Below are 13226 nucleotides of genomic sequence, written 5' to 3'. Positions count from 1 at the left end.
ACGTGCAGGCAAGCCAGATCAACCGGACACTCGACTTCGTGCGCCAGGCTTTCGCCGAGGCCAAGGCGCTCTGGTGGGCCTTTTTCGACTGGCTTGCCGTCGTCGAGTGGCGTCAACTCTATTTGACCTGGTTCCTGGCGATCGTCTTCTTTGTGCTGGTCAATACCCCCGAGCCAGCGTTCTGGTATGTGTTCGTTTCCTTCGGGGTGAAGGTGCTGGCCGGCGGCAAGCGCCGCGCCGAACTCGTGGCGCGCGACGCCACCCTCAAGGCCGAGGTCGCGACGCTGGAACAGCGCCTGGTCGAGTCGCAGATGGCCGCCCTGCAGGCTCAGGTCGAACCGCACTTCCTGTTCAATACGCTGGCCCTGATCGGCCGCCTGATCGAAACCGATCCGCCGGAAGCGGCCAAGGTGCATGCGCACCTGATCGCCTATCTCAGGTCCAGCCTTCCGCAGATGCGCTCCGCTGGCGGGTCCACCCTCGGCAAGCAGCTCGAACTCTCACGGGCCTACCTGGCCATCATGCAGGCCAGGATGAAGGAAAGGTTGGCGGTGCGTTTCGAAGTGCCCGATTTCCTCGGCAGCGCACCCTTCCCGCCAATGATGCTGCAAACCCTGATCGAGAACGCCATCAAGCATGGTCTGGAGCCGAAGATCGCCGGCGGCACCATCACGGTGCGAGGAAGGGTTGAAGGCGCCACGCTGATCGTGGACGTGTGCGACGACGGCGTCGGCATCGACCTGCATGCCGACGACGGCGTGGGCCTGGCGAACATCCGCGAGCGCCTCCATCTACTCTACGGCGCCGCGGCCGAGCTCGTGATCGAAGCGCCACCGGGCGGCGGCGCCTGCGCTTCGGTGCGCATTCCGTACAAAATGATGGAGGGAGCATAATGCGCGTTACTGCCCTGATTGCCGACGATGAAGCAGCGATGCGCGAACAACTGCATGCACGCCTGCTCGAAGCCTGGCCCGACATCGAAGTCGTCGCCGTGGCCACGAATGGCATCGAAGCCGTCGATTTGGCCGCACGGTACAAGCCGCAGATCGCCTTCCTCGACATCCGCATGCCCGGCATGGGCGGCATCGAAGCGGCCCGCCAACTCTACAACCGTTGCCACATCGTGTTCGTCACCGCCTACGACCAGTACGCGGTGGATGCTTTCGAGCATGGCGCCATCGACTACCTGCTCAAACCCGTGACCGCCGAGCGGCTGTCGACGACCCGCGAGCGCCTTCATCGCAGGCTCACCCAGGCCCCTCAGGACATCGGCTCGCAACTGGCGCAGCTGGGCCAGCTGCTGCAGCAACAGGGCGCGGCGCCGAAGCGCAACTACCTGCGCTGGATCCAGGCGCAAGTCGGCGGCAACCTGCGCATGATCAGCACGCGCGAGATCCTGTTTTTCCAGTCGGATGAAAAGTACACGAGGGTGCAGACGGCCACTGCCGAACTATTGATCCGCAAGACACTGAAGGAACTGGCGGACGAGCTCGATCCGGACGAGTTCTGGCGGATTCACCGGTCGACGCTGGTGCGGGTGGATGCGATTGCCGAGGTGTCACGCGATATGCGCGGGCGGCAGATGCTCAGGGTGCGCAATTATCCGCAGGAGCTGGAGGTAAGCCGGAATCATGCGCATTTGTTTCAGCAGATGTGATGAGGCGGCCATTGACGAAGCGCGAATAAAAAAGCGCTGCTCCGCTTTCGCGTGCAGCGCTTTCCAGTACATCGACCGGTGCGGCAAGCACCGGTCCTTGCAGTCTTACTTGTTCAAATCCCAGCTCCCGAACGCATTCGGCAGCTGCGCCGCCGCGGTCGTCTCGAGGATGTCGCCCTTCAGGTTGGTCAGCACCACCGGCAGGTCATTGCCGCCCAGTTCCAGGATGACCTGGCGGCAGGCGCCGCAGGGGGCGATCGGACCATCCGTCTGGCCGATCACGGCCAGGGCCGTGAAGTCGCCCGGCTTGTAGCCGTGGGCCATGGCCGAGAAGAAGGCGGTGCGCTCGGCGCAGTTGCACAGGCCGTAGGAGGCGTTCTCGATGTTGCAGCCGCGGAAGATGCGGCCGTCCTTGCATTCGAGGGCGGCGCCGACCTGGAATTTCGAGTACGGCACATAGGCCAGTTCGCGCGCGGCGCCCGCTTCGGCAATCAGTTTTGCGTATTTCATGATGCTGCCTTCTTACGGACGGATGGTGCGGTGGATCATCGGCTGGGCCGCCGGTTTTTCAAGACCGATCTGGTACGCCGCCTGCACCTGGCGCACGGCCTGCTCGGCCGCATCAACGGTACGTGCATGGACGGTAGCCAGAGGCTGTCCGACCTCGATCGGGTCGCCCAGTTCCACCAGGTTAGTGAGACCGACGGCGAAGTCGATCGCATCCTGCGGACGCACGCGGCCGCCGCCCAGCGCCACGACCGCCAGGCCCAGGCCGCGGGTGTCGACCGAAGCAGCATAGCCTGCCTGCAGTGCTGGAACCGGCACGATGACAGGGGCCGTTTCCAGATAGGCGTCCGGCTTGTCCATCAGGCCGGCCGGGCCGCCCAGGGCCGCGACCATGCGCGCGAAGCGTTCCGCCGCTTCGCCCGAGTCGAGCGCCGCCTGCAGTTTCGCGCGCGCCTCCGCTTCCGTGGCGGCCAGGCCCGAGATGACCAGCATCTCGGCGCAGAGCGCCATCGTCACTTCATGCAGGCGTGCCGGACGCGATTTGCCGGTCAGGTAGTCGATCGCGACGCGCACTTCGACAGCGTTGCCGGCGGCGTGGCAGAGCGACTCGTCCATGCCCGTCAGGATGGCCGAGGTGCGGGTGCCGGCGCCATTGCCAACCGCGACGATGCTCTCGGCCAGTTCCACCGATTTCTCAAAGGTCGGCATGAAGGCGCCGCTACCGACTTTCACGTCCATCACCAGCGCATCGAGACCTGCCGACAGCTTCTTGGAGAGGATGGAACCGGTGATCATCGCCACCGATTCCACCGTCGCCGTCGTGTCGCGGATGCTGTAGAAACGCTTGTCGGCCGGCGCCAGCTGGGCAGTCTGGCCGATGATGGCCACGCCCACGTCCTTGACGACCTGGCGGAATTTTTCCGGATCCGGCACGGTGCTGTAGCCGGGGATCGAATCGAACTTGTCGAGCGTGCCGCCGGTGTGGCCCAGGCCGCGGCCCGAGATCATCGGCACGAAACCGCCGCAGGCCGCGATCATCGGTCCGAGCATGAGCGACACCACGTCGCCGACGCCGCCGGTCGAGTGCTTGTCGACCACGGGGCCTGGCAAATTCAGGGACTTCCATTCCATGACCTGGCCGGAATCGCGCATTGCCAGCGTGAAGGCGACGCGTTCGTCCATGCTCATGTCGTTGAAGTAGACGGCCATCGCGAGTGCAGCGATCTGGCCTTCGGTGACGCTGCCGTCAGGGATGCCGCGCACGAAAAACTGGATTTCTTCCGCGGTCAGGATGCCGCCGTCGCGCTTCTTGCGGACGATTTCTTGGGGGAGGAACATAGTTAAACCTTTCTATAACGTAGGGTGGGCGGGTCTCCCGCCCACGCGGTGATAGTTAGCGTATGCCAGCCCGCGCACGACATCGGAGCCTTTACCTATCACCGCGTGGGCGGGGAACCCGCCCACCCTACAAATGCGTCATTACAGACGCCAACCATATTTATACGCCGTAGGGAATCCAGACGTTCTTGACCTGGCTCGCATGCTGCAAGACCATGCGGCCGCAGGCCTGCTTCGGATCGAACCAGTCACGGCCCTTGCCGCCGCCGACCCAGGTGCGCTTCAAGGTTTCGCTCGACAGGCGCTCGACTTCCGCGCAGCCCTCGGCAGAGCCGTCATGACGCCACACGGCATCGACGTCGCCGTGGGTCGCCAGCGTGCGTGCCAGCTCGTCGGCCGAACCCGTGACAATATTCAGCACGCCGCCAGGCAGGTCGGAAGTGTCGAGCACCTGGTACAGGTCCGTCGCCGACAATGGATGCGCTTCCGACGGCACGGCGACCACGCGGTTGCCCAGCGCCAGGGCCGGCGCCACCAGCGAGATGAAGCCCAGCAGCGGGTTCTCGTTCGGGCAGATCACGCCGATCACGCCCACCGGCTCGTTCAGCGCGACGGTGATGCCGTGCATCGGCGGCTGGTGTGCGAGGCCGTCGTATTTATCGGCCCATGCAGCCCAGTAGAACAGGCGCTCGATCGAGGCGGCGACTTCGCGCGCCGCGTCCCTGGCGCCGGTCTGCGCGGCGATCCGCTGGGCGAATTCGTCGGCGCGGATCGCCAGGTTCTCGGCGATGTAATACAGCACTTGCGCGCGGTTGTGCGCGGTGGCTTTCGACCAGCCGGCAGCCTTGTGCGCCGCTTCCACGGCATTGCGGATGTCCTTGCGATTACCCTCGCCGACGTCGGCCAGGAAGGCGCCATTCGCACCAATGATCGCGCGGCTGTAGGCGCCGTCAGGGCGGGCCTGCTTGCCGCCGATGTAGAGCTTGGCGGTGCGGTCGACGGCGAACGGGCTCCCCTCTTCCGCCGGTTTCACCTTGCCCTTTTCGGCAATCACCGGTGCAGCCGGGCGCAGGTCTTCGCTGCGGTGGGTCAGGTATTCGTACATGCCCTCCTTGCCGCCTTCGCGCCCAAAGCCCGATTCCTTGTAGCCGCCGAAACCGCAAGCTGCGTCGAACTGGTTCGCCGTGTTGATCCACACGACGCCGGCCTTGATCTGCGGCGCGACGTCCAGCGCCAGCGAGATCGATTCCGACCACACGCAGGCGGCCAGGCCATACACGGTATTGTTTGCCAGTTGCACTGCTTCGCCAGGCGTGCGGAAGCTCATGGCGACCAGCACCGGCCCGAAGATTTCGGTCTGGGCGACGGCGGCCGAGGTCGAGGCGCCAGTGATCAGGGTCGGCAGGTACCACGAGCCGGCGCTTGGGGCTTCGCAGGCTGGCTGCCAGATCTCGCAACCTTCGGCACGGGCAGCTTCCACCAGGCCGTGGATGCGCTGCTGCTGCACCGGGTCGACCAGGGCGCCGATGTCGTTCGATTTATCCAGCGGCGAGCCGACGCGCAGGTTCTGCATGCGCACCTTGACCTTGGCGATGAAGCGGTCGTACACCGACTCCTGCACCAACAGGCGCGAGCCAGCGCAGCAGACCTGTCCCTGGTTGAACCAGATCGAGTCGACCAGGCCTTCGACGGCCGCGTCCAGGTCGGCGTCGTCGAAGACGATGAAGGGCGACTTGCCGCCCAGTTCCAGCGACAGCTTCTTGCCGCTGCCGGCGGTCGCCTTGCGGATGATGCGGCCGACTTCGGTCGAGCCGGTAAAGGCCAGCTTGTCGATGCCAGGGTGATTCACGATGGCTTCGCCCACGCGGCCGTCACCGGTGACGATGTTCACGACACCCGCTGGAACGCCGGCCTGCTGGCAGATCTCGGCAAACAGCAGGCTGGTCAACGACGTGAATTCGGCCGGCTTGAAGACGATCGTGTTACCGGCGGCCAGGGCAGGCGCGATTTTCCAGGCCAGCATCAGGACAGGGAAATTCCACGGCACGATCTGGCCGACCACGCCAACGGCGCGGTAGTCCGCGAATTCTTCCGACTGCAGCGCGGCCCAGCCGGCGTGGTGGTAGAAGTGGCGTGCAGCCAGCGGCAAATCGGCGTCGCGGGTTTCGCGGATGGTCTTGCCGTTGTCCAGGGTCTCCAGCACCGCGAACAGGCGTGCGTGCTTTTGCAGCAGGCGCGCCAGCGAGTACATGACCTTGGCACGGCCATGGCCGCCCATGGCGACCCAGCCCGGCTGCGCGCGGCGCGCGGCTTCGACGGCGCGATTCACGTCGTCCGGCGTGGCTTGCGTCACCTGCGCCAGTTCCGAGCCGTCGGCCGGATTGTTCGATGCGAAGGTTTCGAGGCCTTCAGTCCAGGCGTTGTCGATGAAGAGGCCGAAACGGCGTCCATGCTGGTCCAGCCACGCGTTTGCTTCTTTGGTGCTCTCGGGTGCGGGGCCGTAATCCATAGTTTGCAGAATCTCTTTAATTGTTGGCATGACGAATCCGTTCGGTGTTTAAGGTTGCGCGTGGCGATGGGCGGCCGAGTAAGCACCGGTCACGTAGTGCTCGAGCTGGCGCTCGATGTCGGTCATCAGGCTGGACGCGCCGATGCGGAACAGGTGCGGCTGCAGCCAGTCGTTGCCCAGCTCTTCCTTCATCACGGTCAGGTACTGCAGCGCGCTCTTCGCGGTGGACACGCCGCCCGCCGGCTTGTAGCCGACCTGGAAGCCGGTCTGCTCGTAGTATTCGCGGATCGCGCGGGTCATCACCAGCGACACCGGAATGGTCGCGTTCACGCCTTCCTTGCCGGTCGAGGTCTTGATGAAATCGGCACCGGCCATCATGCAGACCCACGAGGCCTTGGCCACGTTGTCGAGCGTGACCAGGTCGCCGGTGGCGAGAATGGCTTTCACGTGCGCTTCGCCGCAAGCCTGGCGGTAGGCCAGCATCTCGTCGTACAGCGCTTGCCAGTTGCCGGTCAGGACATGCTGGCGGGTGATGACGATGTCGATCTCGGTGGCGCCGGCGGCGACACTCAGCTCGATTTCACGCAGCTTGGTCTCCAGGCTGGACAGGCCGGCCGGGAAAGCGGTCGACACGGCGGCGATCGGCAGGCGGCCCTGCAGGATCTTCACCGCAGGCGTGATCATCTCGTGGTACACGCAGACCGCGCCAGTCGTGAGCGACTCGAGGCCGAGGGCCTGCATCAGGTCGGCGCGCAGCGGGCGCATCGCCTTCATGCACAGGCGCTCGACGCGGCCCGGGGTATCGTCGCCGCCGAGGGTGGTCAGGTCCATGCACTGCACGGCGCGGATCAGCCAGGCAGCCTGGTATTCCTTCTTGACCGTGCGGCGGTTCGCCAGGCTGGCGGCGCGGCGGTCGGCCGCATTGCGGTTGACCTTGATGCCGTTGACCCAGCCGAGGTCCAGGCCCACGGCGGTATTACGTTTGAAGTCCAGGTTCTGGGTCATAGCAGTGCGGTTCCGTTGGAGAGGGGTTTGACGCCGAGGTGGTTCGCCAGGGTGGCGCCGATATCGGAGAAAGTCGATGCGATCGGCAGTTCCTGCGGCTTGACCTGCGGGCCGAAGAAGATCATCGGGATGTGTTCGCGGGTGTGGTCCGAGCCCGGCGCAGTCGGGTCGCAGCCGTGGTCGGCGGTGATCACGACCAGGTCGCCGTCCTGCAGCTTCGCCATGAATTCCGGCAGGCGCGCGTCCAGCTCGTGCAGCGCATTCGCATAGCCGGCGACGTCGCGGCGGTGGCCGAAGTGCATGTCGAAGTCGACGAAGTTCACGAAGGTCAGCGATTTCGACGGCGCCGTATCGGCCACTTCGACCAGGCGGTCGAACAGGGCCATGTTGTCGACACCCTTGATCAATTGGGTCACGCCCTGGGCCGCGAAGATGTCGCTGATTTTACCGAGGGCGATGACTTCGCCGCCGGCTTCCTTGACGTGGTCGAGCAGCGTCGGCGCGGTGGGCGGCACGGCGTAGTCGTGGCGGTTGCTGGTGCGCTTGTACTTGCCGTTCGCGCCCAGGAAAGGACGCGCGATCACGCGGCCGATGTTGTAGGGCTTGACCAGCTCATAGGCCGCTTCGCACACTTCGTACAGGCGCTCGAGGCCGAAGTGCTCTTCGTGGGCGGCGATCTGTAGCACCGAGTCGGCCGAGGTGTACAGGATCGGACGGCCAGTAGCGACATGTTCGTCACCGAGTTCGTCGATGATGGTGGTACCCGATGCATGACAGTTGCCCAGCCAGCCAGGAACGCCCGTGAGCTCTTGCAGCTTGTCCGTCAACTCTTCTGGAAAGGACGGCACGGTCTTCGGAAAATAGCCCCAGTCGAACAGCACCGGCACGCCGGCGATTTCCCAGTGGCCGCTCTGCGTGTCCTTGCCGGTCGACTGTTCGCGCGCGGCGCCCCAGGCACCGGTAAAACCTTCGCGTTGCGTAAAACCGGCGGCCCATTCGCCGCTGGCCTTGTGGGCGGCGGCAGCCAGGCCGAGGCGCTCCAGGTTCGGCAGCGACATCGGCTTACCCTCTTTCGCGGCCCACTCGGCGATGTGGCCGAAAGTGTTGGCGCCCGTGTCGCCGTATTTGTCGGCGTCGGGCAGCGCGCCCAGGCCGAAGGAGTCAAGCAGGAGAATGAATGCGCGTGACATGGAAGTCCTCGACAGGTGTTTAAGCTGCTGCGCGCGGGATCGAACCCAGGCGCTCGGTGAAGGAATGGATCAGGGCGACCAGGTCCTTGGCGGCGACGGCCGCGTACTTCAGGGTCTGCTCGTGCGACAGCGGGAACGGGGTCAGGCCTTCGGCCAGGTTGGTGATTGCCGACACACCGACGACCTTCAGGCCGCAGTGGCGCGCCGAGATCACTTCCGGCACCACCGACATGCCGACGACATCGGCGCCAAGCGTGCGGAAGGCGCGGATTTCGGCGGCGGTCTCGAAGTTCGGGCCAGGTGCGGCGAGGTACACGCCTTCATGCAGCGTGATCGACTTGGCGGCGGCGGTTTCCTTGACGAGGTTGCGCAGCTCGGCATCATAGGCGTTGGCCATGCTGAAGAAGCGCGGGCCGAAGCGGTCGTCGTTCGGGCCGGCCATCGGGCTGCCCGGCAGCAGGTTGATGTGGTCGGTCAGGACGACGACGCTGCCTGCATCGACTTCAGGGCGCAGCGAACCGGCGGCATTCGTCACCAGCAGCATCTCGCAGCCGAGCAGCTTGAAGGTGCGTACGGCCGAGGTCATGACATGGGCGCCATAGCCTTCGTAGAAGTGGCCGCGGCCCTTCATGCAGACGACCGGCACGCCAGCCAGGGTGCCCAGCACCAGCTCGCCCGCGTGGCCATGCACGGTGCTGATCGGGAAGCCCGGCAGGTCGGCATAGCTGATCGAGACCGCGTCCGTCATCTGTTCGGCCAACACGCCGAGACCGGAACCGAGGATCATCGCCACACGTGGCTCAAACCCGGGTTTGCGGGCGCGGATGACGTCGGCGGCTTCGAATGGGGTATTGCTGGACATGAGTTTTCCTTCTGTCGAATCTGAAATGGGGAGGCTTGTCGTGCGGCTAGCGTGCGGTCTTGCGGGGAGACGGCCAGGTGCCGCGTGCTGAGATCACCGGGCGCTGCGTAGCCAAAAATTATTCTAACTATGCATTATCGCGGATATGTATGGCAAATACCATTTCTCTTGCTCATTTATACGACAGACAAATAAATAGGCTGAGATAGGCGACGCAGCCCGTTGGCATATCGCTACAATCTGGTGAAGCCGACAAGATGGGTTGATATTCGTTGACGCGGATCAAACATTTGTCTAGCATTGACAAACATTTGTTGAATGGTCCCGACCGTGACTGAACTCTCGAAAAAAGAACAGTTGTACGAGCTGATCCGTGCGAACCCCTTCATCTCGCAACAGGATCTCGCCGCCGAGCTCGGCTTGTCGCGTTCCGCCGTGGCCGGCTACATTGCCACGCTGGTGCGCGAACGCCGCCTGCTGGGACGTGCCTACGTACTGCCCGACCATCGGCCCATCCTGTGCGTGGGCGCAGCCAATCTCGACCGCAAGCTGCGCGCAAACGGCACGCTGGTAATGGGCACTTCCAATCCGGCCAGCGGGGTCGAGTCCTTCGGCGGGGTGGCGCGCAACATCGCCGAGAACCTGGCGCGGATGGGCGCGCCGGTGTCGCTGATCACGGCGGTCGGCAACGATTCCTCCGGACGCGCCCTGCTCGCCCATGCCGAAAGCGTCGGCATCGATACCCGCGGCACCCTGAAACTCGACGACGCCGGCAGCGGCACCTACACGGCGGTGCTCGACGGCGAAGGCCAGATGCTCGTCGCCCTGGCCGACATGGCGCTGTACGACCGCATCACGCCCGCCTTCCTCGACATGCGCCAGCAGCAGCGCGCCGGCGCTTCGCTGATCGTGGCCGACCTGAACCTGACGATGGATGCCATCGCCACCCTGCAGCGCGACGCCGCGCGCGACAGCATCTCGGTGGTGCTGGTAGCGGTGTCGGAACCGAAGATGAACCGGTTGCCGAAGTCCCTTGCCGGGGTGCGCCTCCTCATCCTGAACGAAGGCGAACTGGCCACGCGCGTGGGCCGCGACCTGCCTGGCGAAGCCGAACTGGCGGCGGCCTGCCGCGAAGTGCAGGCGCAAGGCGCCGAGGACGTGGTGGTGACGCTGGGCGCGCGCGGCGTGCTCTTTACCAGCGGCGGCGCCGTCGAACGCCTGCAAGCGCCGCCGGCGCAAGTGGTGGACGTCACCGGTGCCGGCGACGCCTTTGCCGCCGCGGTCGTGCTGTCGCTGCACAGCGGCGGCAGCGACCTGGCCCTGGCCTGCCGCCGCGGCCTGCAACTGTCGGCCATGACGATCGAATGCCGCCAGACCGTCTGCCCGCAACTGGCGCCGGAAACCTTCGGCGCCCTCAACTGATTATTGGATCCTGGACCACCATGCAAGCCTACCTGCAGTTTTCTCCTGAAGTCGCCGCCGCCCGCAATGCCGGCAAGCCCGTCGTCGCCCTCGAGTCGACCATCATCTCGCACGGCATGCCTTACCCGCAGAACGTGCAGACCGCGCGCAAGGTCGAACAGATCATCCGCGACGCCGGCGCCGTGCCCGCGACGATCGCCATCATGGACGGCAAGATCTGCATCGGTCTCTCCGACGAGCAGCTCGAGACCCTCGGCACCGCCCCGGATGCATTGAAAGTGAGCCGGCGCGACCTGGCCTATGTGCTGTCGCAGCGCCTGCTGGGCGCCACCACCGTGGCCGCCACGATGATCTGCGCCCGGCTGGCTGGCATCGAGGTGTTTGTTACCGGCGGCATCGGCGGCGTGCACCGCGGCGCCGAGACCAGTTTTGATATTTCAGCCGACCTGCAGGAACTGGCCCGGACGAGTGTTGCGGTGGTCTGCGCCGGCGTGAAATCGATCCTGGACATCGGCCTGACCCTCGAATACCTGGAAACCCATGGCGTACCGGTGCTGAGCGTCGGCCAGCCCGGCTTCCCCGCCTTCTTCACGCGCGAATCGGGCTTCAAGGCCGACTTCCAGCTCGACAGCGCCGAAGACCAGGCACGCTTCATCCGCACCAAGTGGCAACTGGGTTTGGATGGTGGCGTGGTGGTCAGCAATCCGGTGCCGGAAGCAGCGGCCATGCCGAAGGAAGAGATCGACCGCATCACCGAACAGGCGCTGGGCGAGGCGGCGCAGCAGGGTGTCGCCGGCAAGAAGGTGACGCCCTTCCTGCTGGCACGCATCAAGGAACTCACCGAAGGGCGCAGCCTGGCGACCAACATCGCCCTGGTCGAACACAACGCATTGATCGGTGCGCGCCTGGCCGTGGCCCTGAACCCGAACGCCTGATCCGCCGCCATGTCGATCGACCTGAAACAGTTGAAGTACTTCCTGGCCGTGGCCGAGGAAAAGAGCTTCAGCCGCGCCGCCGAACGCCTGCACATTTCGCAGCCTCCCCTGTCGCAGCAGATCATGAAGCTCGAGTCGGAACTCGGCGTGCGCCTGTTCGCGCGCACCACGCGCAGCTTCGAGCTGACGGTGGCGGGCAAGGCGCTGATGGCGGAGGCATCGGACCTGCTGGGGCGCATGCGCATGACGATCGACACCATCCGCCAGATCGACCGCGGCGAAGTCGGGCGCCTGCGCGTGGGCATCGTCGGCTCGGCGATGTGGGGCCCGATCCCGAGCCTGCTCGAGCGCTTCCAGTCCGAGTTCCCGCGCGTGACCTGGACCATCCACGAACTCGGTCCCGACGAGCAGTTCGAGGCGCTGCGGTCGAAGCAGATCGATGTCGGCTTCTGGCGCGAGCCGCGCCTCGACGACGAATCCCTGAAGGCTGCCGGCCTGCACCAGGAACTGTGCTTCCGCGAGAACGTGTGCGTGGCCGTGCACAAGCACCATCCGCTGGCGCAGCGCGAGGCGATCGAGCTGCTCGACATCGCCAGCGAACCGATGCTGACGCTGCACCTGAACCAGTCCGCCGAGCCGCGCTACCTGATCGGCTGCTGCATCGCCGCCGGCTTCCAGCCGACCATCTTCCAGGAAGCGGCAGAACCGCAAACGCTGCTGGCGATGGTGGGGGCCGGCCTGGGCGTGGCGTTGCTGCCGGAGACGACCAGCCGCATCGGCTGGCCGGGCGTGGTGTTCGTGCCGATCCGGACGAATCCGCCGTCGGCGAATCTGTACATCACGTATCCGGGGCAGGACGATGCGCCGGTGGTGCGGGCGTTTTTGAAGATCGTGAAGCCGGACGGGGATTGAATTCGTAGGGCGGGCGGCTGCATCCGGCACGATGCGCAATGGCGGCACGTGCGCCGCCCGCCCGTTCAACGGGTTCGTAGGGTGGGTGCGGCCGGCGAGGCTCCGCCCACGCGGTATCATCGCTTGATCGGCGGCGCTGTTGGTCACACCCCGTGACGCATGGGGAAGGTCTATTTGCAAACGCAATCGCAAATTGACCGCCGTACCGCGTGGGCGGAGCCTCGCCGGCCGCACCCACCCTACATTAGTGGGTCGCGCCTTCCACCTGAGCCTGTTCACCGCCACCCCGCACGGCGACTTCCACTGCCACCCTTAATCCCTCGACGATGTCGGCCAGGGCCATCGATGGCGCGCCCGGGAACGCTGCGGCCTGCTCGGGCAGGTAAGGCACGTGGATGAACCCGCCCTGGATCGCGCTGCCGTCGACATGGTCCATCAAGCCATAGAACACGTGATTGCACACGAAAGTGCCGGCCGTCTGCGACACCGATGCGCGCAAATCGCGCTCGCGCATGGCGGCAACGATGGCTTTCACCGGCAGCGTCGCGAAGTAGGCGGCCGGTCCGCCGGCGACGATCGGCGCGTCGATCGGCTGCTGCATGTCGTTGTCGACAATCGGTGCGTCGTCGACGTTGATCGCAACGCGCTCGACGGTCAGGTCGGCGCGCCCTCCCGCCTGGCCGACGCAGATCACGACGTCCGGCTTGATCTCGTCGATTGCGCCGCGCAGCACGCGGTTGGCGAAACCGAACACGCAGGGTAGCTGCAGCACTTCCACCAGGAAGTCTTCGCCACGCCAGCCCTTGAGCGCACGCACCGCCTCCCAGGCCGGGTTGATGCTCGCTCCGTTGAAGGGTTCGAAACCGGTCAGCAGCACAGTCTTTTTCAT

At 65.3% G+C, this 13226-nt stretch carries 12 protein-coding genes; 5 read left to right on the top strand and 7 right to left on the bottom strand.

The annotated features are described in order from the left end of the window. Positions 1-2 precede the first annotated feature (2 nt). A complete protein-coding gene (locus tag G4G28_RS05695) occupies positions 3-893 on the top strand; it encodes a sensor histidine kinase (protein WP_182991207.1) in 891 nt (296 codons plus the stop codon). Then, positions 893-1657, top strand: a complete 765-nt coding sequence (locus G4G28_RS05690) for a LytTR family DNA-binding domain-containing protein (RefSeq protein WP_182991206.1) — start codon at positions 893-895, stop codon at positions 1655-1657. The genes G4G28_RS05695 and G4G28_RS05690 overlap by 1 nt, the downstream gene beginning before the upstream one ends. Positions 1658-1762: 105 nt before the next feature. Here the strand turns inward: G4G28_RS05690 and G4G28_RS05685 are convergent, their stop codons facing one another. From G4G28_RS05685 to xapA, 6 genes are all read right to left on the bottom strand, one after another. Beyond that, positions 1763-2167, bottom strand: a complete 405-nt coding sequence (locus G4G28_RS05685) for a cytidine deaminase (protein ID WP_182991205.1) — start codon at positions 2165-2167, stop codon at positions 1763-1765. A 12-nt stretch (positions 2168-2179) separates the two neighbouring features. Further along, on the bottom strand, positions 2180-3502 hold the full coding sequence (deoA, locus tag G4G28_RS05680; RefSeq protein WP_182991204.1) for a thymidine phosphorylase: 1323 nt from the start codon (positions 3500-3502) through the stop codon (positions 2180-2182). A gap of 160 nt (positions 3503-3662) precedes the next feature. Continuing rightward, entirely contained in the window at positions 3663-6041 is a 2379-nt protein-coding gene (locus G4G28_RS05675) for an aldehyde dehydrogenase family protein (RefSeq protein WP_374011285.1), read from the bottom strand. 18 nt (positions 6042-6059) lie between these two features. Further along, on the bottom strand, positions 6060-7016 hold the full coding sequence (deoC, locus tag G4G28_RS05670; RefSeq protein WP_182991203.1) for a deoxyribose-phosphate aldolase: 957 nt from the start codon (positions 7014-7016) through the stop codon (positions 6060-6062). Beyond that, positions 7013-8206 carry a phosphopentomutase gene (locus tag G4G28_RS05665; RefSeq protein ID WP_182991202.1) on the bottom strand — a complete coding sequence of 398 codons (1194 nt, stop codon included), beginning with the start codon at positions 8204-8206 and terminating at the stop codon, positions 7013-7015. Before G4G28_RS05665 ends, deoC begins: the two co-directional genes overlap by 4 nt. 19 nt (positions 8207-8225) lie before the next feature. Further along, positions 8226-9068 (bottom strand): xanthosine phosphorylase, encoded by an 843-nt coding sequence (gene xapA / locus G4G28_RS05660; protein ID WP_182991201.1) that lies wholly within the window; start codon positions 9066-9068, stop codon positions 8226-8228. A gap of 330 nt (positions 9069-9398) precedes the next feature. Here xapA and G4G28_RS05655 point away from each other — a divergent pair, with 330 nt between their 5' ends. The 3 genes from G4G28_RS05655 to G4G28_RS05645 are packed head-to-tail and all read left to right on the top strand — an operon-like array spanning position 9399 to position 12337. Further along, complete coding sequence (locus G4G28_RS05655) at positions 9399-10490, top strand: carbohydrate kinase (protein ID WP_182991200.1); 1092 nt, start codon at positions 9399-9401, stop codon at positions 10488-10490. A gap of 20 nt (positions 10491-10510) precedes the next feature. Then, a complete protein-coding gene (locus G4G28_RS05650) occupies positions 10511-11425 on the top strand; it encodes a pseudouridine-5'-phosphate glycosidase (protein ID WP_182991199.1) in 915 nt (304 codons plus the stop codon). Between the two features lie 9 nt (positions 11426-11434). Further along, entirely contained in the window at positions 11435-12337 is a 903-nt protein-coding gene (locus G4G28_RS05645; protein WP_182991198.1) for a LysR family transcriptional regulator, read from the top strand. Positions 12338-12581: 244 nt separating this feature from the next. Here G4G28_RS05645 and pcp read toward each other — a convergent pair whose 3' ends face one another. Continuing rightward, positions 12582-13226 (bottom strand): pyroglutamyl-peptidase I, encoded by a 645-nt coding sequence (gene pcp / locus G4G28_RS05640; RefSeq protein WP_182991197.1) that lies wholly within the window; start codon positions 13224-13226, stop codon positions 12582-12584.

Source organism: Massilia sp. Dwa41.01b (genome assembly GCF_014171775.1).
GTDB lineage: Bacteria > Pseudomonadota > Gammaproteobacteria > Burkholderiales > Burkholderiaceae_D > Telluria.
This window is presented reverse-complemented; position numbering and strand designations above follow the sequence as displayed.

Bases quoted from the DNA above. Each gene is read 5' to 3' on its own strand.
- G4G28_RS05690 (WP_182991206.1), top strand. From the start codon at position 893: ATGCGCGTTACTGCCCTGATTGCCGACGATGAAGCAGCGATGCGCGAA.
- deoA (WP_182991204.1), bottom strand. From the start codon at position 3,502: ATGTTCCTCCCCCAAGAAATCGTCCGCAAGAAGCGCGACGGCGGCATC.
- G4G28_RS05665 (WP_182991202.1), bottom strand. From the start codon at position 8,206: ATGTCACGCGCATTCATTCTCCTGCTTGACTCCTTCGGCCTGGGCGCG.
- G4G28_RS05645 (WP_182991198.1), top strand. From the start codon at position 11,435: ATGTCGATCGACCTGAAACAGTTGAAGTACTTCCTGGCCGTGGCCGAG.
- xapA (WP_182991201.1), bottom strand. From the start codon at position 9,068: ATGTCCAGCAATACCCCATTCGAAGCCGCCGACGTCATCCGCGCCCGC.
- G4G28_RS05675 (WP_374011285.1), bottom strand. From the start codon at position 6,041: ATGCCAACAATTAAAGAGATTCTGCAAACTATGGATTACGGCCCCGCA.
- pcp (WP_182991197.1), bottom strand. From the start codon at position 13,226: ATGAAAAAGACTGTGCTGCTGACCGGTTTCGAACCCTTCAACGGAGCG.
- deoC (WP_182991203.1), bottom strand. From the start codon at position 7,016: ATGACCCAGAACCTGGACTTCAAACGTAATACCGCCGTGGGCCTGGAC.
- G4G28_RS05685 (WP_182991205.1), bottom strand. From the start codon at position 2,167: ATGAAATACGCAAAACTGATTGCCGAAGCGGGCGCCGCGCGCGAACTG.
- G4G28_RS05650 (WP_182991199.1), top strand. From the start codon at position 10,511: ATGCAAGCCTACCTGCAGTTTTCTCCTGAAGTCGCCGCCGCCCGCAAT.